Genomic DNA, 23,829 nt, shown 5'->3' with positions numbered 1-23,829 from the left:
TTATGCAGAAAAAAGTCATATTTATCATGTCAAGTGGGCATTCAGGCTCTAGTCTTTTATCACTAATTTTAGGAAGTCATCCAGACTGTTTTTCCGCAGGTGAATTAGTCGGTCTTCCCAATCGTTATCGTCAACAAAAGCCCATTGATTGTGTGAATATGACATCTGAATTTTGGGAAAAAACTTTTGGAGAAAAAGGACTATATGAGTTGGCTAGTGTTCTAGGAAATACTCGTTTAAATAAGTATATTCCTTTAAAGTTTGAGAAAAAAATTAGACAAATATTCAAGAAAGACGAGATTTTCAATCCTTATTCTTTTATGTTTTCCAAGTTAGAGAATAAAAAGGTTATTATTGATGCTAGTAAAGCTTATCCTTGGATTGGAGAAAAAGTTCAAGCTGAAGAATTTACATCAGGAAGAGTAGAAACATATTTAATTCATTTAGTTCGTGATGGTAGAGCTGTTGTTAACTCTTATTTCAGAAAATATCCTCATAGAGATATGGCTAAGATGGCGACGGAATGGGTTGAAAAAACAAAACTCAGAAATGATTTTTTTGAAAAATTTAATCCAGAGAGAAGAATTGAAATTGCTTATGAACAATTAGCGAGTAATCCTCATCAAACTGTGGAAAAAATTTGTAATTTTGTGAATATAAATTTTGTTCCTTCTATGATAGAGTATTGGCAATACGATCATTATGATATTTCTGGCAATGAGGGTGCTTATTCTCTGATTCGTCGCTATCGAGGGCAGGAAATAGAAAATGAAAAACGACAAAAAATTCATGGTGATTACTATAAAAACATGGATATAACTATTAAATTAGATTTACGTTGGCAGAGAGAGTTGTCACCTGAAAAACTGGAAGTATTTGAGAGTATTGCTGGAGAAACTAATAAACCTTTTGAATGGAATTAAAGATAATCACATCAAGACAAAAATTATCTATATTTGATATTATTTATAATTTTCTATCAGGTAAAGTTTGATGCTTACTATAAAAATCAACAAAATAAAGACAGATTTGGAAATATTAAATTTCATTTGATTAGAATATAGCAGTCTAAGGAAAGGGTGCGGACAGATTAAAAGCTTAAAACTCAGACAATACAATATTTTTCCTTCTTCCTTTTTCTTTCTTCCTTCCTTCCTTCTTCTGCTATAACTACGAATAAAGACAAAAGCTGGAAAAGTTAAAATAGGAATCTTAATTTTATGACTATGCCTAATTTTCTGATTATTGGCGCACCTAAATCAGGAACAACTTCTCTTTACCAGTACCTCAAAGAACATCCTGAAATTTTTCTCCCAGAGAAAAAAGAACCACATTTCTTTTCTTTTGAAGGTCGAACTCAAGGATTTAATGGACCTTCACAAGCTAATTTTATGAAGAAAAGAATTACTAAAATAGAGGATTATAAAAAACTTTTTGAAGAAGTAAATGATGAATTTGCAATTGGAGAAGCATCTACATCCTATCTATACATTCCTGAAGCAGTAGAAAGAATTAAAAAATATATTCCCGATGTCAAAATTATTGCTATTCTTCGTCATCCTGCTGATCGAGCATTTTCTGATTATTTACAACATTGGGAAGATGGAGGTGAAGTTTTTTTAGATTTTGCTGATGCACTTAAACAAGAAGATAAACGTCTGAGTCAAGGTTGGAGTCCTTTTTGGCAGTATAAGGGAATTGGATTTTATTCTGTTCATTTGAAACGTTATTTTGACACTTTTTCTGCCGAACAAATTCGCATTTATTTATATGAAGATATTAGAGATGAACCTCTAAAAACTGTGCAAGATATTTTTAAATTTTTAAATGTCGATAGTAATTTTACACCTAATTTTTCTCAAAAATATAATGTTTCACAAGTAAAACGGATGCCTCGTAATACTAAATTACATAATTTTTTGACTCAGGAGAATCCTATTAAATCTTTTTTCAAAGTTTTGTTTCCGATGGAACTACGCAAAATTATTACAGGATATATAAATAAAAAAAATACTGTTCAGGTTAGTGAATCATTTAAACCATCTTTGCTTCCTCAAGTGCGTCAACAATTACTAGAGGAATATAAGGAAGATATTTTAAATCTTCAAGTTTTGATTAACCGCGATCTATCTACATGGTTAGAATAGTCAAAAAATTATTCTTATTAAGTTGACAATATAATGTTTAAGTTTGATTATTAAAAATCAATAATTTATTTGATATTTTGCTACCATAACCAATAAAATTAAAACCAATAAAATTAAGGAGGAACTTGATTTCTATGAGTATGCCTAATTTTTTAATGATTGGTGCGCCCAAAGCTGGTACTACATCTTTATATGAATACCTCAAACAGCACCCTCAAGTTTACCTTTCAGAAATAAAAGAACCACATTTTTTTTCTTTTGAAGGTAGAACTCAAGGATTTAATGACCCCTCACGCGCTAATTTTATCAGAAAAAAAGTTACTAAAATAGAGGATTATAAAAAACTTTTTGAAGAAGTAAAAGATGAAGTTGCTATTGGGGAAGCTTCAACTTCCTATATATACATTCCCGAAGCAGTAGAAAGAATTAAAAAATATGTTCCCGATGTTAAAATTATTGCTATTCTTCGTAATCCTGCCGATAGAGCATTTTCTCATTATTTACAACATAGAAAAAATGGAACTGAAGTTTTTTTAGACTTTGCTGATGCACTTAAAGAAGAACAGGACTTACGCAAAGACACTATATGTAGCGTATGCCAAATAGAGCGATTGCTGACGCAAAGCTCCGCTAACGCTTGAACAAAAACATTATTAGAACTAATACCAAATATAAGCTAATATAATTAACTTTAGCTTTATGATATGTGGCTAATTGTAAATAAATTTTCCTCAAATACCCTGATTATTGTAGAATAATATTACTGTTAAGAGCGAGCTAACAAAATGAATTTTAACTATATTGATTATTGTCAATACTTGCTCAATTCTCATACAAATTATACCATCACGCTCTTTAGCAAATCACCTAGAAAAAATTAGCCATGATACGATTAATCGTTATTTAAGAACAGAATCTTTAAATTCACAAGATTTATGGCAAAATGTCAAAAAAGAAATCGTCCAAAATACAGAAGCATACCTGATTTTTGATGATACAGTAATTAAGAAAAAATATGCTAATAAAATTGAACTTGTGCGACGACAATATAGTGGTATCGGTTCATCAAGTAATTCGAGGAATAGGAATAGTTAATTGTATTTATTTTAACCCCAAAACTGAGCAATTTTGGATACTAGATTATCGCATTTATGATCCAGATAGTGACAAAAAAACGTGAGTTAGACCATGTTGAAGACATGATATGTAATGTGGTAAATCAGAAGAAATTATCATTTAAAACTGTATTGATGGATAGTTGGTATGCAACAAAAAAATTAATGGGATTGATAGATAACTTAGAAAAAATTTATTATTGTCCTTTAAAAATTAATCGTTTAGTAGATGACACTGGTGGTGCAGAAAAATACAAAAGTATTGCTAAATTAAGCTGGAATGAATCAGAAATAATATCAGGTAAAACAATAAAAATTAAAGGTTTTCCAAGAGATAAAAAAGTCAAGTTATTCTGGGTTACTATTTCTGCGGTCTAGAACAGAATACATTGTCACTAATGATTTAAGTCAATCTTCTACAGATGATGTAGAATTCGAGTCGCAAACAAGATGGAAAATTGAAGAATTTCACACCAGAATTAAGCAGTTAACAGGAATAGAATTTTGTCAGTGTCGTAGGCGCAAAAATTCAAAAAAATCATATTGCTTGCGCTATGTTGGTCTGGAATCATTTGAAAAAAATAGCTTACATTCTAGGAAAAACTATTTATCAACTCAAACATCAATTATTATCTAAATATCTAGTATCTGAACTCAAATATCCTGCAATTAAAATGACGGCTATTTAAGTTTTTATCAATAGAGAAATGCTTGGCGATTGCTCTCTAAAAATTATAGCGATCGCTCGGTTTACCAGTAACTATATATAGTGTCTTGGTATAAGTTATCATATTTTAGTTGTTTAGGCGATCGCTTCAAAAATTATAGCGATCGCTCTATTTGGCATACGCTACATATAGTGTCTTTGCGTAAGTCCTGAAGAAGATAAGCGCATAAGTCAAGGTTGGAATCCTGTTTGGCAGTATAAGGGTATTGGTTTTTATTATTTTCATTTGAAACGTTATTTTGAGGCTTTTTCTTCTGAACAAATTCGTGTTTATTTGTATGACGATCTTAGAGATAAACCTATAGAACTTCTGCAAGAAATATTTGATTTTTTAAAAGTAGATAATAAATTTACACCAGACCTTTCTACTAAATATAATATTTCACAATTAAAACGTGTACCTCGTAATACTAGATTACATAATTTTTTAACCAAAGATAATTATATTAAGTCTGTTTTAAAAATATTTTTTCCTATTAAACTACGCCAAACTATTACTGGTTACTTAAACAAAAAAAATATAACTCAAGCAAAAGAACCCTTCAAACCTTCTTTTTCAGCCCAACTCCGCACTCAATTAATTGAAGAGTATAAGGAGGATATTTTTAATCTTCAAGCTTTAATTAATCACGATCTATCTAGATGGTTAGAATAATAAAACATAAGCATTTCCTACGGAATACAGCCCAAACAGCTCTTAGAAGTCAGCGCTGAGTCCAAATAATTAATAATTTATTCTAAGGTTGAATAAGCATATATTGGCAGTAACTTTTAATTCTCTCTCAATTTTTCAATTGCTTTTACCTCTTCCTCATAATCAATAGCTGATAGCTGATGGCTGATGGCTGATGGCTGACAGTAAAACAATGATTACTATAAGTAAGTTAACGAGATAATGTTCCTGTTTCATAATAATCATTGCTTTGATTTTTTCAAACACTTTAGATTGAGACTAATGTTGATTTTGTTCTTTAACTTCTAAAGTTCCATTAATCATTACACAATCAAATTCAGCTATCCTCAAGAGAGAATCTCTAAAGATAGGAAACATTCCGGTTATTTCGTATCCTTTTTGGCTCAATACTTCATAAGATTCCATAAAACTAGGCATATTTTGATATATGTTCTTGAGTGACATTTCCGTTTGAAGGGCTAAGACTTGAGGGAGGGTATTTTCAGCTCCTTTTACTACTTCAAGATCGTAACCTTGAGTATCCATCTTGAGATAAATATTATTTATTAAATGTTCTTCTTTGAGGATATCTATGATACTATCAAGCTTCTTGATGGCAACCATTTCTTTTTCTTCTACAACATTATTCGATATGGGAATAATTGTTTGATCTGGCTCTAAAAAAGATGAAAAATTTCCTCTTTTCATAGAATTCATTTGTTTGTCACTATCTTCATTTCCTAAAGCAAAACCATAAATGAACCACTTAGAGTCTTTTTCAGCCAATTGTTTTAGTATTTCCACATGTTTTGCTATAGGTTCAAAGGAGAGAATTAAACCTTGATACCCTACATCCTCTCTTAAAAAATTTCTGTATCCACCAGTATTAGCACCCACATCCAATACACATTGAATATCAATAGTTTGAAATAAGGATTTTAGATGATACGGAAAAGTCTTTGTCTGAAGTTTTTTTAAGTTATGAGTATGAATTAATTCATAACCCAAGTTTCTGACTACATTCTTGATGTAATTTTTCATCATTTTTTTCTTGATTAATCTTTAATTTTGTTGGACTCATGCTGAATAAATTGGCGTTTTGCTGGCGCACAACTCCGTCAACGACTGTTGCCGACATTAAACGCAGAGCGTTGCATCATAAGTTATGAATTGTTTAATTAAATCGGTATATGTAGGTTTTTTATCGCCGTTAGCATACAATTGATTACAATAAGCCAATGACTGGTTCCAAACATATCGACAACAACCAAATAGCTGATTTAATTTAGTTATTTGAATATGATTAGGATATATACGATATTTGTATCTAGCTATCAATGTTTTTGAGTTATATTACTAACATTAAGTGATATTATTATAGCATGGGTTGGCATTCCCATACGACGCTTCCTTACAGGAAAGCGCAGGTATAAATGCCAACGTTGATATCAAAGAAATATTTTGATATTTCTTTCATTGCCCATTACCTAAAATTCCCAAATTTATACCTGATTCAACAGAAGTAGGCTATACTCAAAAACCATAGAAAAAAATATAAAGAAAATCAAATATACAATACAATATTTAATGTATATTGTAACTACTATATTCAACGAACATCAAGTCAAACTATAACTCATGTTTTTTTTACAAAATTTAACAAATTGGAAAAACTCAGTCCAAACAACTTTGCGGAAATTACTGATCAAAACAATTTCAATTGATGAGTTGTCTAAAGCACAAAATTTGCAGAAACTCTCTCCTATTTCAGATCAAGTTACTGCTACTCCTGAAATAAAAGAAATGTCATTGCTGTCTAACTCAAAACACTTAATCGATGAAAATTACTCTGTTCCCAATATCTACAGTGTTACTCTTACCAAAGTAATTTATTTGTCTTCTAGATACAATCTTTTCTTTACAAAATCGCGTAAATTAATTGGCGACTCTCTTATATATAAAAATCAACTAAAAAATATAAAAAAAATCAGCTTATCAGGTTTATATCTCAAGAAACCTGAGAGATTGCTAGGTACTTATAGCATTTTTAGAACATATAAATCTTATAAAAATTACTATCATTCTCTCATAGATAATATCCCACGACTCTATCTCCTTCATCAAGATGAGTATAAAAAAATTCCAGAAATTAAGCTATTAGTTTCTAGCGAATTAACAAAACTAGAGGATTATTATCTGAAAAAATTACTCCCAGAGAATGCTAAAGTATTTATCGTCAAACCCAATAATTTTTATTTTTTAGAGAAACTTATATTTCCCCAACTCTTGACAAGTTATAATGCAGGTTATCTACCGTCAGAGTATCTAGAATTTTTCATGAATAAAATCAAACCGAATCGAGAGAGAAATAAAGTTAATCGTATTTTTATCTCCAGAAAAAATTCCCGTTCTCGCCATATCCTAAATGAAGATGAAATACTAGATCGTTTAGCAATTCATGGATTTAAAAAATACTTTCTTGAGGAACTATCAATTACAGAACAGATAGAACTTTTTTATGATGCTGATTACGTCATAGGAGTACATGGAGCAGGATTAGTTAATCTAATTTTTGCCTCTGAAATTAATGTTTTAGAAATATTTTCTACTTCTTATGTTATTCCTCACTACTATTACCTTGCAAAATCTTTAAATCATACATATAAGCATTGGTGTTGTGATAGTAAAGGTGGCAAAAATACTCCTAGTTTTATTGTAGATGCTGAAGAACTGTTAAAAAAATTAAATCTTTAATACAACTATTTATTGATTTTAGCTATACTAAATAATTAAGCCCTAATTAGAGGAGTATATCATCGATGAAACGTTTGATTAAGACAAGTTATCAGCAACTATTAGAACGCTATAAAATTAGTAAATTAGCGATCGCTTCTTTATCTGAAGGCTTGATTAATCGTAACCTTTTTCATAATGTTGAAAAATACTGTATGTTTATCGGTTATCCTCGTAGTGGACATAGTTTATTAGGAGGTTTGATTGATGCTCATCCGAATATTATTCTTGGTAATGAACTAGATGCTCTTAAATATATAGAAGCAGGTTTTAGGGGTCTGCAAATTTACTACTTACTCTTGAAAAGCTCCCAGTATTTCATCAATCAAGAGAAAAATTTAATTCCCGAAGCAGAAATACCGAAAGGAAGGTTTAAGTATATAGTTCCCAATCAATACAATGGAAAATTTACTAACTTAAAAATTATTGGAGATAAAAGAGGCGGTGGTTCGACAAAAAGATTAAAAGATAATTTTGAAATTTTATCTGCTTTAGAATCTCAAATTAAGGTTCCGATTAAAATCATTCATGTAGTTAGAAATCCATTCGATAACATCAGTTCAATTTATAAAAAGTGTATTTCAAAAAGTTTGGAGTGGAGTATAGATTACTATTTTAATTTTTGCTATGCCAATGAATCTATTATCAAAAAAATTGATAGCGATCAAATTTTCCTTTTAAAATTAGAATCTTTAATAGCAGAACCAAAAAAAAATCTAAAAGAAATAACTCAATCATTTTTGGGAGTAGAAGTTGATGATAATTATTTGAAAGATTGTTCAAGTATTGTATTTGATTCCCCTAATAAAAGCCGTAATAAATCTCCCTGGAATGAGCAGTTAATTGAACTTACTCAAAGAAAAATAAACAAAGTTAGTTTTTTACAAGGATATAATTATGATAATTAGAAATCTAAGATATATCTAAAAATTCAGCTAGCTATATTTATTGCCAAGAAAACCGATGACTATCTCTAATTCAGCACTAAAAAGCCTACAGAATAGTTATTAACTCCAGTTGTAATCATCTCCTAAAAAATCATACAATTTTTGGTTGTAAGGCTCGAAGTATTCTAATAATCTTATTCTCGTTTCACTATTCATGTCTTTCCGGGATTTTTTATATTCTCCTGTAAGATAAACTTCATAAGTGTTAAGCTTGAATTGTGGTAAGTCTAAAAATTCTAATACTTGAGAATAAATTTCTGATGTGTTGATAAATAAATCTTCACTTTTGATAAATAAGAATTGTTTTTGAGGAAAATAATGGAGCCAATTTTGAATTTGTTCCACATACCTACCTCTGGATAAATAAGAATAAAAGATATGCTTACGACTTTTATATCTTTCATCGTTTAGTATCTTTTCTCTCTCACCTTTTAATCTTTCTTCTTCTTGATCTATTGCTTCTTCAAAAGATAGATTTTCAAATCCTCTAGCTGCATTTCTTTGATAATGAGAGAATGCTCTATTTACGGGATTTCTTAAAACTACTATTAGCTTAACTTGAGGAATTGTTTTAGCTATTCGTTGAGCAACTAGAGGATGAAAAATATAATAAGGACTACCTTCTCCAGTCACATACTTTATATTTGAATATAAAGGAAAATGACTTTTATACCAATAAATACCCTGGTGAAAATTTTTATCAAAAAAATGAACTTCCTTATTTTTAGCAGCCATGATTTGAGGGTGCTGAATTAAATAGTTATATAGAGATGTTGTTCCTGATTTCATCACGCCAATAATGATAAAATCAGGAAGTTTTCTAAATGGACTAGAAATAAATCGATAATCACTTAAATGCTGAGAAAAATACAAAGCGTCTTTGATTACTTTTTTCATATATTATATAATTTTTCAAGAGTATCGGAAAGCAGAAATACGATTTTTTAATCCATTAACTCTAACATTCAAAAAACATTTTTGTAAATAAAAAGATTGTTTCCAAGACGATAAAGTAGACCAACGTTGGTACTCAATACTAGCAATATTGGTTAGAAAACTACGCCATTGCATTAAAACACTTTGAGGGTTAACTTCCTTGGCACGAATTTGACTATTTTCTCTAACTTTTTGAGATATTTTAGGGTTATCTTTAAGACGCTTTAATACAGTAATAGCATCATCTAAAGAAGCAACTTCAAAATAGTCAAACTCATTTTTCCGTTCTGACTGAAAAGCTGATTCTTTTCCTAAAATGGCAGGTACACCAGCGTGCCAAGCATTATAAAGTTTAGTAGCTGGTTTTTCAGTATAATCTTGCTCTTGAAAATTACGAACAGCTACAACAGCATCAACATTACTATAATCATACCAACGATTTCTGGGAATAATCTGCCAATTTAACCCTAACTCTTCTAATTGTTTCGACCAAGAAGCAGCTTTTAATTCTGGTGCTAAATTAGAATTAATGCCAAAATAACCAATATTCTCAAAGCGATCGCCTCTTTCAGAACTACGAGGAATTAATCCTGGTTGTCTCCAATGAGCCATGTAATAACTGTTTTTTGATTTTTTGGCATCTTGAGGATTTTGGACAATGTGTAACTGAGCATAAGGATGGGGATTTCTATCTGCTTTAATACAGACCATTAATATCTTGGCAGTAGGTCTAAGTTTATAAGGAAAAGAATCTCGATGCCCCACAACAATTCCTTCATTTGGTATTGTGTCTACTAAACTACAAAGAAAACCATCTGCTTTTAAATAAAGATAAGTTTGTAGAGTCCAGGCATACATTCCATGACCAAATTCTTCCCAATAAACATCTGGTTTATCTGGCATATCATTCCGCCAGTTTTCTTGGGGAAGGTAAAAATATATAGGGGGTAAATCTGTCATTTCAGTTATCAGTTATTAGTTATCAGTTATCACTACCTCTAACAAGTAGGAAGCTTTGAGACTTTATTTGGTTATATATATTAAAAAATTAATCTTTATTTACCGAAAAATAAAGGTATAAAGCCTCTCCATTCATTGATAAAAAAGAAAAAAAATCCTTTTAGTCAATCCTCTTCTCAGAAAGAATAGGTAATTATTAATTATTAATTGTTGAACTAAACTTCTAACCATTTTGACAAATCTCTGCCGATTAAATCCTGAAGTTTTAATATATCTTCCCGATACTCGGCAATTAATTGCTTTCTGATTTTTGGAGATAATTTTGGTTTACCTAAATTCTTCTTTTTGAGAACCCCTGCTATTTTTTTCCGAATTCCCATTGGCATAAATAATTTCAAACTATCTTTAATTGGATTCGGACGATTTAGTAAAGTATTAAGAGTTTGATTTTTGGCTACATTAGTTGGATTATGTACTTTAGCCACATTTAAAACAAAAGTATCATCTACTCCTAAAAATTTAAAGATATCTTGAGTTAAAGCAATAGGGTCTTTTCTAATATCCTCATACAGACAAACCTTAATTTGATTAGGAGGAAATAGATCGAAATAACGCTTGAGTTGGAGATAATAAAAACCTCTACGTTTATGATGCCATTGGAAACTCCAATTATTCTCTACTCGCCAATCTTCTTGTTCTAATGTTTTCTTAAAATCAGGTTCTGGTTCTCTACCATTACTCAGAGAAAATAAAAAGTGAGAAAAAGCTCTTTCTGCTGGGTCTCTAAGAATAGCAATTATTTTAGCATTAGGTATATAATTATGTATTCGTTGTGGAGCCTTTTCACTATATATATATGAAGTAGAAGCTTCTCCAATTGCTATTTCATCTGTCACTTCAGCAAACAACTCTTGGTAGCTTTCTAAATCTGTAATTGCATTACCCATAAAATGAATACCATTCGGACCGATACGTTCTTTACTTTCTCCTTCTAAAGTAAAAAAATCAGGTTCTTTTTGGTCTCTAGAAGCTGGCATATAAATTTGAGGATGTTGCTTCAGATAATAATAAAGAGAAGAAGTACCTGACTTAGCAGCACCAATCAATAAAAAATTTGGCATTGTCATTTCAGTTATCAGTTATTAGTTATTAGTTATCAGTACCTCTGTTTGAAACCAGAGACTTGAAATATTAAAGTTAATTTTTCTCATCCCCTATCGAAGGGGAGGCTTGATGCCTTATTTTTTGGTCATAATTAAAATACCTCCTTATGATATTTCAGCTAACCACAATTTAGCTACATTTTCCCAGGTTTCATCTTTGACTAACTCAACATTTTTTTCTCGGAGTTCTTGAATTTGTTCTGGGTTTCTGAGCAATTCTACTATTTTATAAGCAAGCGCTTCTTGAGTTTCTTTGTCGTAAGGATGACCGGGGACTTTAACACAATAATTTTTGTCTATTAATCCAGCATAATCTGTTGTTACTGGTACAGCTCCTACTAGGGCAGATTCTCGGACTGTATTACAATCTAATTCTTTAAAAGTACAACCATAATAATGAATAGATGAAGTTGATTTTTCTTGCATTAGTTGTTCTCGCCCTATTTTCCCTCCTTCAGTTACTCCTGGTTGTGCCATTAATTTTAACATTTTTTCTTTCCAATCTAGCTCTACTTTACTACTCCAACCATAGTAAATATTCAACTCTGCTGATGGAATTTCTTTTTTAATAATCGGCCAGCCAAACTCTAACATTCTTTCTAAGCCTCTAATATAATTAGAAGCATAAATAATTTTGTTAGGATCTTTAGAATTTTCATAGAGCGAGGAGAAAAACGGTTCTATTCCATTAGGGATAATAGCAATTTTATTGTCAGGTATTTCTGGAAGTAAAGAACGGTGATAATTGTTCTTGCAGAAAATTTTATCGTAGTGCTTTAATTTTTCATAAGTTACTTCTCTAGGCAGCAATACCGATCCTAAATCTAGCCATACTCTTTTAGCTTTAATGGGAAACTTAATTCTCCAGGCAAATTGCCACATAATTAGAGTATCAAAACTATCGTAAGGATTAAATTTTGAATAATGATGATATTCTACTCCATCATAGACACCTTCTTTATTACCACAGTTATTATAGACAGCAACTTTATAACCTAATTTTACCCATTCTCTGCCTAGAAAAACAATTCTAGCATCAGCACCTCCTAATCCTGTTTTTAAACTTTCTGGAGACCATTCATAAGAAGTGTGACCAGTGTAGTAAACTATTGAGTTTTCTGACCATACTTTAGGTTTTATTCTTTGTTTTAAAGTAGTTAATTTAGAATTAAAACTATCGAGTAGTTTCTTAAACGCCACAGTTTAATTACTCCCAGTATATTTTTTTATTTTCCTTGTGCTGTTAACAATAAAGGTTTCTCGAATCGGAATTATATTTAGTATTAGTAGTATCTAGGGGTTTCTGGAAATCGCCAAGACATCTCCTCCGATTAATACAGCTAAAAATTATTTATTCTATTGATGATAGTCTCTTTTATTTTTAACTAAACATCTACAGAGCCAATTAATTCTTAACTATATAGACTCTCCTAAAGTACATTTATTAACATAGTTAGTACCTCAAATATTTCTTTCCTTGTTGTCTACTACTTCAAATTAAAATTCAGAGTAATTATTGACATCCAGACTATGCTATGTTAATAATTTTGGAGTAAACATTGATAACTAAACAATATATCTCAGAACTTATCCATCTATTTTGTAATATGATTCTAACATATGTTTATTACCAATATATGATTATTGCATAGGTGTCTCTTTCAGAAGAGCTACGCTTTCAATTTTATTAGCATATTTTTTCTTAATTACTGCATCATCAAAAATGAGGTATACCTCTGTACCTTGGATAATTTCCTCTTAAACATTTCCCTATAAGTCTTGTGTTTGCGCAGCAGTCCGTAGGAAAATTAAAATTCTATTCTTAAATAGCGATTAAGTAGTTGACTACTCCCCGCAGGTCAGTCACGGGAATTCTAAGCAGATACTACGCAACACCGATAAATCCTTGTTGCTTCGTTTTTTCGAGCGCTGACCAAATATAAACTCTCTGGGGACAATTTCCGCAGTGCCCCTACACAGTTGGCTTAAGTAGGGGCGATTCGCGAATCGCCCCTACAGCTTTGGTGCTTACTTTTGTGATTATATTTCCAGCCCCGTTACAGTCTGCATTAATTAACCAATTATTACGTGCTTTATACAAACTACCCTGTCTTGATGCAGTCGCTCATGGGGGAAACCCCCTTTGGCGGCGCTGCATCGCTTTATTCTTTTTCCTCACGGTTTCCAATCATCAATCATTGGCCCGTAGGGTCGGTGGTTCCTTGCTCGGACTCAGGTTCCGAGTACCAGCACCGAGTTTTTCACCATAAATAGGCAGATTGTCACCATCTAAAAACGAAGCAATACTTGTATAACTTTCTTGGTGTTTCTATCAATATTATTCCATATTCGTCGCACAACTGAGCTATTCTTTCTTTGAATCTAGCTGTCGGTATTGGTACAAATGCTGAATTATTTTTCTTTCCTAATTTGATGACATTTTTCTGACCTTTTTAGTTATCTAGTCTAAACGACTCGGTTGTTTCCATCCCCCGGTTAAAACACGGGGGCCTTCAACGTGGTTCTTCGGTAAAATAAAATACATCGGATTAAAATCCGACTCCTCACCTTTCATCCATCGCTTAAAAGACCATGGCTTTCATGCTCCCGTGTTATTTAGGTAAGCACGAAAAAGTTTAACTATTTAACTATATTTAACCATATTTAACTATATCAATAATTGTAAACTCACTCCCGCTCCTCCAGCTCCTTCAATCCCTTCAAACAGTTGAGCTGAGGGGTTATTTACATTTTGTTAAATAGGGACAAATTTTAACGCCTACCTATTAATGGTATCATGGCTAACATTTTCTAAGTAATTTTCGCGTTAATTAATAGTATAATCTGTGCTAGTATCTTAAGTAAATATTGGTATGGTATCAATATCAATAGTAAAAAACTAATACCTTGGAGGTGAAAAATTATGCAGTTAATGGAGCAACCACGAGTAATTGAACGTGGTAGTAAGGAATCATTAAGGCTACCTAACACCTGTTCATTCTCGATGTTGGTAGCAAGAACAGACATACCTTTTATGATGCATACAATTCCTCATCTAGTTAAAATGAGTAATTTTAATTTTCTTCAAAAAGTGCTGTTTATGGATACAGCACCTTTATCTGGAGATAAAGTTATGCGTCCTGGTGTTGGTACTCTAAGTGAACTTAGAGATTGCTGCAGGAAACTGATAAGTGAAGGTATTGTAGATAAAGTTGTGGAGATGAACTATGACCAAACTTATCAAAAACAAATGTACCAAAAGCATTTTGGTCATCGGATTAAACCCACCCATAACTATAAGGGTTATCCGATCTTGGGGTCAATTTCTCACATAGAATCTGTACCAGGAGATTATATGTTGCACTATGACAGTGATATGCTTCTACATCAACAATCAGATTATAGTTGGATAGATGAAGGTATCAAGTTAATGGAGGAAAATCCGGAGATAATGGCAATTAGACCATTGACAGGTCCACCAACTGAAGATGGTACTATATACCAAAAAGATAATTCCCTAAAACCAGGAGTAGAAGGCTTCTATAAACTCAAATTTTTCAGCAGTAGGGTGTATCTGATTAACCGTAAACGCTTTGACAAGTTACTGCCATTGCCTATTTTGTGGCGTTCTTATAACAAAAAATCTCTTAATCAACTCCCACTAAACTTAAAAACCCTTTTAAATTACTATACTGGCAAAGGCAAGTTGGATTCTTGGGAGGTTATGGTATCCATGCAGTTAGAGAAAACTGACTATATACGAGCAACTATGAGTTCCCCCAAGGCGTGGACAATTCATCCTAAAGACCGAAGTCCAGAATATATTAAAGCTTTGCCAAATATTATTGAAAAAATAGAGCAAGGATGGTATCCACCGGAGCAAGCTGGACACTATGATTTTATTTCCAAATATTGGCTTTGATTTAAGGGACTTGCGTTCAAATAAATTACCAACTAAATTAGGTGAGGCAAAACTAACAGATAAACTCAATTAAAAATTCTGAAAGAATATTTTGCCCACCTAGAAAACTCTACATTGGTACATTATTTTTTTGCTAATCCCTATGGAGCGATCGCTACTAGATACGATAAACGTTTAGTATATGGAGGTTCCTGGCGGTCTCCAATACATCTCCTCCGATTCATACAGCTAAAAATTATTTCTTCTATTGATGATAGCCTCTGTTATTTTTCACTAAACATCTACAGATGCCATCAATTATTAACGTTAAGCATTCAACTAAAAGACACAATATCTCTTCAAAGATTGTGATTTTATCTCAAGGTTGCTTGAAGACCCGCGCTCTCCGGTCACGGGAGCGTTGCATGGGAAAACCAATCAATCTTGCGGTTTCACACACAATGTGTTAGGCTGTGAAAAATTTTTGGTAAGTAGTCGATGGCTGAAAAAGCCTACAAATTTAGGTTTTACCCAACTCCAGAACAAGAAAATCTGTTGCGGAGAACTTTAGGTTGTGTACGACTCATCTACAACAAAGCTTTGGCTGCCAGAACTCAAGCTTGGCATGAAAGACAGGAACGGGTAGGATATACCCAAACCTCAGTTATGCTTACTTTATGGAAAAAGCAGGAAGGTTTAGATTTTCTAAAAGAAGTAAGCAGTGTACCATTGCAGCAAGGCTTAAGACATTTACAAACTGCTTTCACCAACTTTTTTAGTGGACAGGCTAAGTATCCTAATTTTAAAAAAAAGCGAAATGGTGGTAGTGCAGAGTTTACAAAGTCTGCTTTCAAGTGGAAAGATGGTCAAGTCTACCTAGCTAAATGTAGTAACCCATTACCTATCAGATGGAGTAGGCAATTACCACCAGGTTGTGTACCAAGTACGATTACAGTTAAGCTTGACCCATCAGGTAGATGGTCTGTATCTTTGAGAATTAATGATACTAGAGATTTAAATCTCAAGCCAGTTAATAAACAGATAGGCATTGACTTAGGAATTACCAGTTTAATAACTACCAGTGATGGAGAAAAATTCACTAATCCTAAAAATTTTCAGAAGTTACACAAAAAATTAAGGTTAGCTCAGAAATCCCTAGATAGAAAAACCAACAAAAAGTCTAATAATTATCAAAAAGCCAGGCTTAAAGTAGCTCGTATTCACGCCAAAATTAAAGATTCAAGACTTGACTACACCCATAAGCTGACAACTCAACTAATCAGAGAAAATCAAACTGTTGTGGTTGAGGATTTAGCAGTAAAAAATATGGTCAAGAATCATAAATTAGCCAGGGCAATTAGTGATGCTAACTGGGGAGAAATAGTCAGGCAATTAGAATACAAAGCTGAATGGCATGGACGGGAATTAATCAAAATTGATAGATACTTTCCTAGTTCTAAGCGTTGTTCTAGTTGTGGTCATGTAGTAGAAAAATTGCCTCTAAATATCAGGAAATGGGATTGTCCAGAATGTGGTAGTCACCATGACCGGGATGTTAACGCAGGTATAAATATTTTGCGGATGGGAACCCGCGTTGGCGATAGACGCAAGCGGTCAGACCCCGCGACGACGCCAGCTAGCTTGCGGAATGCTGACCAAGAGAGGGAACGCCCACGCTCGAAGGCTGCGGGACTCGCAGTGTCAGTCTGTGGAGCGACCGTAAGACCCGAGGGGAGTAAATCCCGGAAGGCGGGTGCTAAGAAACAGAAAGTCTCTAACAGTGATGCTAGGGAATCCCGCGCTTTCTCCTAGAGCAGCGTCGGGATAATGTCAAAGTTGATACTAGAGCATATTATGTTAACACCTATAAAAAAGTGGATTAAATCTCAAATCCCCTTTGCTAATGACTTAAATAAAAAACTAACTGCTAAAAAATGGCCGGAAAAGTCAATTGTATATTATCTAGGAAAGCGTTTTTTGGTACTAGAATCCGATCTTAAAACTAAGGGTGCTAGTGGTTCGGATAGTGCAGTTTTCTTTTTGACTAGAGAATGGGTTAAGCAAGGATATGATGTTACAATTTTTACTAATTGTGAAGAAAAAGAGGGTATTTATGGAGGAGTTAAGTATGTTAATTATGACAAAATTAACTGGTACGATACTTTTAATACTTTAATTATGTGGCGACATCCTAAGATGTTACCTACTTATGCTAAGGCTAAAAGAACCTGGTTTGATTGGCACGATATAATTACATTCGATCCTATATACTTGAAGCCCTATAACAAAATTTTTGTCAAAAGTTATTACCAGCGTAATTTCTTACCAGACATACCTGATGATAAGTTTGTAATTATTAATAATGGTGCAGATTCTACTGTTTTAGAGCTTAGTAAAAATCAAAAACAATCGCATAAATTAGTATATGCTTCGAGGTATTATCGAGGTTTAGAATTTATGTTAATGTGGGGATGGCCGATTATTAAAAGAGAAATTCCAGAGGCAGAACTACATATTTATTATGGGTGGACGAAGCGTGACTATAGTGAAAAGTTAATTCCTTGGAGACAAAAAATGATGGAATTAATGGAGCAGCCAGGAGTAATTGAACATGGTATTGTGGGTCACAATCAATTAATGTATGAAAAATCTACTTCAGCTATTCATTATTATGGGTGTGCTTATGAAGAAATAGACTGTATTTCATTGCGGGAGTCGGCGATGGTAGGATGTGTTCCTGTCACTACTAATTATGCAGCAATTATGGAAAAAGATTATTGTATAAAAGTGGATGGTGACCCCCTGGTAAAGGAAACTCAAGAAGCTTTAGCTTATAGAGTGGTTGAACTTTTAAAAAATCCTCAAGAGTTAGAAGATATGAGGGGAAAAATCCAAGAATCTGTTAAGAATGAAATTTGGGAGCAGGTAGCACCATTGTGGTTGCAAAATATTGATTAAGTATGACTGAAATAAACTTTAGTGCCACTGCGCGGAAGTTAAAAGTTAAAAGTCAAAAGTTAAAAGTCAAAAGTATTGATTTGTAGTTGGGTGTATCTCAATATTTGCAAAAATACTTTTTTCCTATCTATTTCCTGTTGCCTGTTGCCAGATGAGTTGTTGCCTAAAAGCGATAAATTTTTGGCTTTATTTAAAATTGAAATGCACCCTTGTAATTGTTTTAGGATTTTGTAACTGGTCAGTTATTTCTGCCATCCTGCACTAGGTTATATATTTAGTTGGTATTAAAAATTAGCTAAAAAATATCTATATCTAGCTTTTTTTAGTAAAATAGTAATAACTACGTCTACTTTGTAAATATTAGAGGATTCAGCGGTCAGATAGTGGTAAAAATTACAGAACGCAAAGTTTAGTATTTTACCGAAAAATTCTGGGTATGCGCCTCCCCCTTTTAAGAAGATAAAAAAAAGAGAATTCCGTATTTCAAGCTTCCCTATTGCAGAGGTACTGATAACTGATAACTGATAACTGAAATGACTTGCTAATTAGGGTTTGCTGAATAAAGTTTTTTGGTAAGGGCAGAATTCAGAATCCAGAATCCAGAAGTCAGGAGGAATGGGAATTACAGAAGAGGTAGTCAGAAGAATCGTCCCTTGATTTTTCTGCCATAATCCTCCCAAAATTCTAACTTTTTGAGCATTTTAGACTGAAACAAGCGCACTTTTTTCAACCTAAAAATTCTAAAACCTTTGTCTATAAATGCTTTGATATTTAATCAGCAAGCCCTAATTATTTGAGATTATTCAAACTTTAGGATTCAACAATTAATAATTACTTTTTCTGAAAATCATCAAAGAAGAGGATTGATTAAAAGATTTTTTTCATTGTTTCTCCTTGTCAGTGTACAGCTCGTGTCGCAGCCCAAGAGTGGCTTGAAAGTTTAATTATTCAGTTAATTTTTTTTGCTCGAATGAGTAAAGTGAAGATGTGCCACCTTGTGGAATAAAGTTCTAAGTTCCTACCATATATAGCAGTCAAAGGAAAAATTAGGACATATCAAAAGCTGAAAATTCAGACAACCCCAGGTTTTTCTTTCTATTCCTTATTCTTTCTTTCTTCTGCTGTAAGATCATAATTATTAGGTAAAAAATATTTTTACCTAAATAACACGGGAGCATGAAAGCCATCGTCTTTTAAGCGATGGATGAAAGGCGAGGAGTCGGATTTTAAGGAGATGTATTTTATTTGACCAAAAAGCCACGTTGAAGGCCCCCATGTTTTAACCGGGGGATGAAAACAACCGAGTCGTTTAGACTAGACAACTAAAGTGGTCTTGCGCTATTATTACTCACAAAATTTTCCAACCACCGTTTCAAATGTACTCTTGTCAGCAAGTTTTAGTAGGTAAAAATCCCGAATTAATTGCTATCTTAACATTCTTATGTGAACAGTCTCACAAGCTCACTAACATGGGAATATATTATGGTAGGCAATTATTTTTTAAGTCTCACAAGACTCTCGGCAAGTTTGACTTGGAAAAAGTCTATAAAAACAACTATCATTACAAAGTTTTATATTCGCTCTTCAGCACAACAAATATTGAGAACTGTAGCTGAATCATTTAGGTCTTATTATGGTCTTATTATTGCCTATAGTGAAGGTAAAATCACAAACAGACCAAGGATTCCTAACTACAGAAAAAAAGGGGGAATGGCTACAGTAAGTTACCCCAAGCAAGCATTAAAACTTAAAGATAATCAAATTAGAGTTCCACGCTTGTAATACTTGTAAGCGCTGGTTTGGTATAGATTGCTTTTATATTCCTATGCCGAGTAATCTCAACTTTGCTTCTATTAAAGAACTGAGGATATTACCGAGGAACAGATGTTTTTATTTGGAATTTGTCTATGAAAAAGAAATAGTAGTTAAACCTCAATTAAATCAAGAAAATGTATTAGGAATAGACCATGGTGTAAATAATTGGTTGACCTGTGTATCTAATGTGGGTACTAGCACGGGTTATAGATGGTAAACATCTCAAATCAATGAATCGTTGGTACCACAAACAGATATCAACTATTAAGGAAAATCAACCGACTGGATTTTGGTCAAATAGGCTAGCTTCTATTACTGAAAAACGTAACCGCCAAATCCGATTTGGGTATAAATAAAGCAGCCAGAATAGTAATTAATCATTGTTTAAAAAATAATATAGGTACAATTGTTTTTGGTTGGAATCAAGGTCAGAAAAATCAAATAAAATTAGGAAAAAAAAGTAATTCAGAGTTTGTACCAATTCCCACAGCTAGACTCAAAGAAAGAATAGCTCAGTTGTGCGATAAATATGGAATAATATTTATAGAAACACCAAGAAAGTTATACAAGTATTGCTTCATTTTTAGATGGTGACGATCTGCCTAATTATGGTGAAAAACCCGATGATTGGAAACCTAAGTCCTTCAGACAAGCTTCGCTAACAGGAAAGAGAATCAAGCGTGGTTTGTATAGAAGTAGTAATAATTGGTGTGTTAATGCAGACTGTAATGGGGCTGCAAATATAATCACAAAAGTAAGCAGCAAAGCATGGGTTAAACTTAAGCCAACTGTGTAGGGGCACTTTGACTTGCCCCCAGAGAGTTTATCTTTGGTCAGCTAAGAAGAAACGAAGCAACATGGATTTATCCTGTTGCGTAGTATCTGCTTAGAATCCCCGTGACTTGAGTCCGGGGAGTAGTCAATATATGAACAATAATTAGTTTAGTTAATAATTGATATAGCGTTTCCCAAGGTCGTGAGGTGCAGTTATATTCTTGTCTTTTTATTCCCTGTTCCCTCTCTTGGTGCGCGTTCCCTCTCTTAGTCAGCATTCCGCAAGCGAGCTGGCGTCGTCGCGGGGTCTGACCGCTTGCGTCTGACGCCGACGCGGGGTCGCACCGCTGTTCCCTCAAACCTAAAATTTTGTACCTCACACTTTTTGGAAATTGCTATAGAAAGAGAAAAAATAGTAAATTTTGGAGCAACTATGAAACTTATACTTCCTATTGAATTTTATCGTAAAGGTGGAGTAGAACGGGTAATTTGTGGAACGGTAGAAGAATGGATTGAAATTGACGAAGTAGAGGAAATAATATTAATTTTGCAAAAAAAAGATATTCCTCATTTTCAAGAAAAGTTACCGAAATCTCCAATAATCAAATATGAATCATTTGCCTTGCCTCCTAAATCTTTACAGTCTCGAATACTTTCTTTAATTAATAAGTTTTCATCTTTATCAGGTAATTTTAAGGCGAAAAAAGTTAAAAGATTTTTTAAGCGTCTCCGTCGTAAATATCAGAGTGAGTTTAGTCTCAAATATTTAGCTAGTCGTTATCAAGCTACTCATTGTTTGTACTTTTTAGCTAATCGATTAGATACACCTAATCTTGATATTCCTTTGGCAATGATTTCCTATGATGTATTCTGGAGATTTTCACCACTAACTTATCCAGAATCTTATGTTAATGAATACGATTTAAGTTTATTGGAATGGTTGAAAAAGGTCAATGTTGTTTTTACTATTTCTGAAAAAACACGAAAGGATATTCTCTCGGTTTTTCCTGAATTTAGTAGCAAAATAAAAGCTGTACCAATATCAGGTTTTCCAACTAAGTCAAATGCTTCACAAAGATTATTGGATTTAGCAGAAAATTCCCATGAATCTAATGATGAATTACCAATATTTTATTTGCCTTCTTCTTTTGGTGTTTACAAAGACCACTTAACTCTGTTAAAAGCTGGTATTAAGCTTGCTCAAAAAAATCTGAAGTTTAAAATAGTTTTGATTGGTAAAGAAACGGATAATTTGATTGCTGGAAATATTAGTTTATCTCAGCAAACTAATAGTCAAGAGTATATTGATTATTTGAATCAATGTCAGGAAATATCTCAGAAGAATCAGAATATAATGCAGGAATATTTTGAGGGGTTAGGATATTGTTCAGATGAGGATGTGGAAAAATTGTATCGGAAATGTTCATGTGTGGTTTTTCCTTCTAAATATGAAGGTTTTGGTTTGGCTTTATCGGAGGCAGTTGTTAGAGGAATACCTGCTATTGTGTCAGATTTAGAAGTTTTTCGGGAGCAGGTAGAGCTTTATAAATGTGGGGATATGGTAGATTTTTTCCCTGTTGGTGATGTGGATGCTTTAGCAAATTGTATGGAAAAATTTATTCTCAATCCTCGGAAGAAGTTATCTGCTGAAGAAATAGATACACGCCTTTCTCATTGGACTTGGAGAGAGACTGCTAAAGAGTATGTTCGTCTGTTAGAAAAGTTATGAAAATTTGGTTGTTGAGTTGAATTTTAAACAGCAATAATCAGTAAAAGCAAGTTCTATCCAAACCAATATCTAAAATTCTGATAAGTGACATACTCCCACACTAAGCTGGCGCTATAGTGTGGGCTTCTCGTTTCGTAGCCCCGGTATTCCGTCGGGCTCCACGAGCTTTAAAGACGGAATGCCCTACCGCCCTATTTTTGATATTTATGGCCGCATTTAAGTCGCGGTCTATTACTATACCGCAATGTGGACAAGAATGAGTTCGTATGTTTAATTCTTTCTTGACTTTTTCACCACAATTTGAGCAATCTTGGCTAGTATTTTTGGGGTTTACTGCTATAGTCTTCTGTCCAGCATTTCCGGCTTTGACAGTTAAAATAGTTAGGAATTGTCCCCATCCAGCATCGTTAATTGATTTACTCAAACGAGTCTTTGCTAGCCCTTTAATGTTTAAGTTTTCATGGGCGATAACTTCAGCCTTTGATAACAACTCATTGGCTGTTTTGAAGTGAAAGTCTTTGCGTTTATCGGCTACTTTCTTATGTTGTTTGGCAACAGCTTTGACAGCTTTGAGCCTCCTTTTACTTCCTTTTTTCTTTCGAGATAAACGTTTCTGTAGAGTCTTTAATCGCTTCTGAGATTTTCGATAGTATTGAGGGATGGGGACTGATTCTCCTTCACTTGTTACTAAGAATTCTTTCAATCCCATATCAATTCCCAGAGTGTTTTTTAATGTAGGTTCAACTTTATTTGTTAAAGCTGGAACTGATTTGTCTTCTAGGGATAAAGTAATATAATAACCATCAGCTTTACGACTAATCGTCACTGTTTTAATTATAAAACCTTCTGGTATTGGACGATGCTGAATCAACTTTACCTTGCCAATTTTTGGTAAGTTGATCTTGCGTCCTTCAATACAGTCTTGTTTGATTTGAGGATAAGTAAAACTACGATAACGGCTTATTTTCTTAAACCTTGGTTTTCCTAATTTATGTCCACTCTTGTCTGCTTTAAACCATCTATCAAAAGCAAGTTTTACCCGTTTTATGCAATCTTGTAAAACCTGAGAATGAATTAGCTTATACTCAGGAAACTTGTCTTTGGTATTGACCAAATCTTTTTTTTGAGAGTAATAATCTGGATTATCCCTGAGTCTTGGAATTGGCATTACCAAAGGGCAAGCATTAACCG

The 23,829-nt window shown here is 33.1% G+C and carries 22 protein-coding genes and 1 pseudogene; 16 read left to right on the top strand and 7 right to left on the bottom strand.

Annotation, left to right across the window (positions count from 1 at the left end; translation table 11 throughout):
* Positions 1–2: 2 nt before the first annotated feature.
* The 5 genes and pseudogenes from F6K54_RS13140 (at position 3) to F6K54_RS13120 (ending at position 4,644) form a co-directional block, all read left to right on the top strand.
* The gene (locus tag F6K54_RS13140) at positions 3–923 is read left to right on the top strand and encodes a sulfotransferase (RefSeq protein ID WP_293078153.1); all 921 of its coding nucleotides are present in this window, start codon (positions 3–5) and stop codon (positions 921–923) included.
* Between the two features lie 297 nt (positions 924–1,220).
* Entirely contained in the window at positions 1,221–2,147 is a 927-nt protein-coding gene (locus tag F6K54_RS13135) for a sulfotransferase (RefSeq protein WP_293078151.1), read from the top strand.
* Between the two features lie 134 nt (positions 2,148–2,281).
* Positions 2,282–2,788: a sulfotransferase gene (locus tag F6K54_RS13130; RefSeq protein WP_293078149.1), complete on the top strand. Its 507-nt coding sequence runs from the start codon at positions 2,282–2,284 to the stop codon at positions 2,786–2,788.
* 144 nt (positions 2,789–2,932) lie between these two features.
* Positions 2,933–3,951: pseudogene (locus F6K54_RS13125) on the top strand (transposase).
* Between the two features lie 264 nt (positions 3,952–4,215).
* Positions 4,216–4,644, top strand: a complete 429-nt coding sequence (locus tag F6K54_RS13120; protein ID WP_293078148.1) for a hypothetical protein — start codon at positions 4,216–4,218, stop codon at positions 4,642–4,644.
* 297 nt (positions 4,645–4,941) lie between these two features.
* Here the strand turns inward: F6K54_RS13120 and F6K54_RS13115 are convergent, their stop codons facing one another.
* Positions 4,942–5,706, bottom strand: a complete 765-nt coding sequence (locus F6K54_RS13115) for an FkbM family methyltransferase (protein WP_293078146.1) — start codon at positions 5,704–5,706, stop codon at positions 4,942–4,944.
* 93 nt (positions 5,707–5,799) lie between these two features.
* Positions 5,800–6,000: a helix-turn-helix domain-containing protein gene (locus F6K54_RS13110; RefSeq protein WP_293078144.1), complete on the bottom strand. Its 201-nt coding sequence runs from the start codon at positions 5,998–6,000 to the stop codon at positions 5,800–5,802.
* Positions 6,001–6,300: 300 nt separating this feature from the next.
* Here F6K54_RS13110 and F6K54_RS13105 point away from each other — a divergent pair, with 300 nt between their 5' ends.
* Together F6K54_RS13105 and F6K54_RS13100 are read left to right on the top strand one after the other, a co-directional pair.
* Positions 6,301–7,416 carry a DUF563 domain-containing protein gene (locus tag F6K54_RS13105; protein ID WP_293078142.1) on the top strand — a complete coding sequence of 372 codons (1,116 nt, stop codon included), beginning with the start codon at positions 6,301–6,303 and terminating at the stop codon, positions 7,414–7,416.
* Between the two features lie 65 nt (positions 7,417–7,481).
* Positions 7,482–8,363: a sulfotransferase domain-containing protein gene (locus F6K54_RS13100; RefSeq protein WP_293078140.1), complete on the top strand. Its 882-nt coding sequence runs from the start codon at positions 7,482–7,484 to the stop codon at positions 8,361–8,363.
* Positions 8,364–8,462: 99 nt separating this feature from the next.
* Here F6K54_RS13100 and F6K54_RS13095 read toward each other — a convergent pair whose 3' ends face one another.
* The 4 genes from F6K54_RS13095 to F6K54_RS13080 all read right to left on the bottom strand — a co-directional run bounded on the left by F6K54_RS13095 (position 8,463) and on the right by F6K54_RS13080 (position 12,661).
* Entirely contained in the window at positions 8,463–9,299 is an 837-nt protein-coding gene (locus tag F6K54_RS13095; protein WP_293078138.1) for a sulfotransferase domain-containing protein, read from the bottom strand.
* A 15-nt stretch (positions 9,300–9,314) separates the two neighbouring features.
* On the bottom strand, positions 9,315–10,298 hold the full coding sequence (locus tag F6K54_RS13090) for a hypothetical protein (RefSeq protein ID WP_293078136.1): 984 nt from the start codon (positions 10,296–10,298) through the stop codon (positions 9,315–9,317).
* A 215-nt stretch (positions 10,299–10,513) separates the two neighbouring features.
* The gene (locus F6K54_RS13085) at positions 10,514–11,425 is read right to left on the bottom strand and encodes a sulfotransferase (RefSeq protein WP_293078134.1); all 912 of its coding nucleotides are present in this window, start codon (positions 11,423–11,425) and stop codon (positions 10,514–10,516) included.
* A gap of 141 nt (positions 11,426–11,566) precedes the next feature.
* The gene (locus F6K54_RS13080; protein WP_293078132.1) at positions 11,567–12,661 is read right to left on the bottom strand and encodes a glycosyltransferase family 1 protein; all 1,095 of its coding nucleotides are present in this window, start codon (positions 12,659–12,661) and stop codon (positions 11,567–11,569) included.
* A 1,723-nt stretch (positions 12,662–14,384) separates the two neighbouring features.
* Between F6K54_RS13080 and F6K54_RS13075 the strand changes: the two genes are divergently transcribed.
* From F6K54_RS13075 to F6K54_RS13035, 9 genes are all read left to right on the top strand, one after another.
* Positions 14,385–15,383 carry a hypothetical protein gene (locus F6K54_RS13075; RefSeq protein ID WP_293078130.1) on the top strand — a complete coding sequence of 333 codons (999 nt, stop codon included), beginning with the start codon at positions 14,385–14,387 and terminating at the stop codon, positions 15,381–15,383.
* A gap of 114 nt (positions 15,384–15,497) precedes the next feature.
* Positions 15,498–15,734 (top strand): hypothetical protein, encoded by a 237-nt coding sequence (locus F6K54_RS13070; protein ID WP_293078129.1) that lies wholly within the window; start codon positions 15,498–15,500, stop codon positions 15,732–15,734.
* Positions 15,735–15,860: 126 nt separating this feature from the next.
* Complete coding sequence (locus tag F6K54_RS13065) at positions 15,861–17,174, top strand: RNA-guided endonuclease TnpB family protein (RefSeq protein ID WP_293078127.1); 1,314 nt, start codon at positions 15,861–15,863, stop codon at positions 17,172–17,174.
* Between the two features lie 42 nt (positions 17,175–17,216).
* Positions 17,217–18,320 carry a glycosyltransferase family 1 protein gene (locus F6K54_RS13060; protein ID WP_293078125.1) on the top strand — a complete coding sequence of 368 codons (1,104 nt, stop codon included), beginning with the start codon at positions 17,217–17,219 and terminating at the stop codon, positions 18,318–18,320.
* A gap of 1,482 nt (positions 18,321–19,802) precedes the next feature.
* Positions 19,803–20,102, top strand: a complete 300-nt coding sequence (locus tag F6K54_RS13055; RefSeq protein WP_293078123.1) for a hypothetical protein — start codon at positions 19,803–19,805, stop codon at positions 20,100–20,102.
* A gap of 43 nt (positions 20,103–20,145) precedes the next feature.
* Positions 20,146–20,352: a hypothetical protein gene (locus F6K54_RS13050; protein WP_293078121.1), complete on the top strand. Its 207-nt coding sequence runs from the start codon at positions 20,146–20,148 to the stop codon at positions 20,350–20,352.
* Positions 20,353–20,365: 13 nt separating this feature from the next.
* Positions 20,366–20,491: a hypothetical protein gene (locus tag F6K54_RS13045; RefSeq protein WP_293078119.1), complete on the top strand. Its 126-nt coding sequence runs from the start codon at positions 20,366–20,368 to the stop codon at positions 20,489–20,491.
* Positions 20,478–20,729, top strand: coding sequence for a hypothetical protein (locus F6K54_RS13040; RefSeq protein WP_293078117.1), 252 nt, complete (start codon positions 20,478–20,480; stop codon positions 20,727–20,729). Before F6K54_RS13045 ends, F6K54_RS13040 begins: the two co-directional genes overlap by 14 nt.
* Before the next feature lie 613 nt (positions 20,730–21,342).
* The gene (locus tag F6K54_RS13035; RefSeq protein ID WP_293078115.1) at positions 21,343–22,638 is read left to right on the top strand and encodes a glycosyltransferase family 1 protein; all 1,296 of its coding nucleotides are present in this window, start codon (positions 21,343–21,345) and stop codon (positions 22,636–22,638) included.
* 100 nt (positions 22,639–22,738) lie between these two features.
* Here F6K54_RS13035 and F6K54_RS13030 read toward each other — a convergent pair.
* Positions 22,739–23,829: transposase (locus F6K54_RS13030; RefSeq protein ID WP_293078113.1), on the bottom strand; the 1,091-nt coding region annotated here is incomplete at its 5' end.

It is taken from the genome of Okeania sp. SIO3B5 (assembly GCF_010692555.1).
Taxonomy (GTDB): domain Bacteria; phylum Cyanobacteriota; class Cyanobacteriia; order Cyanobacteriales; family Microcoleaceae; genus Okeania.
Note: the sequence above shows the minus strand (reverse complement) of the source record. Positions and strands in the feature narration are given on the sequence as shown.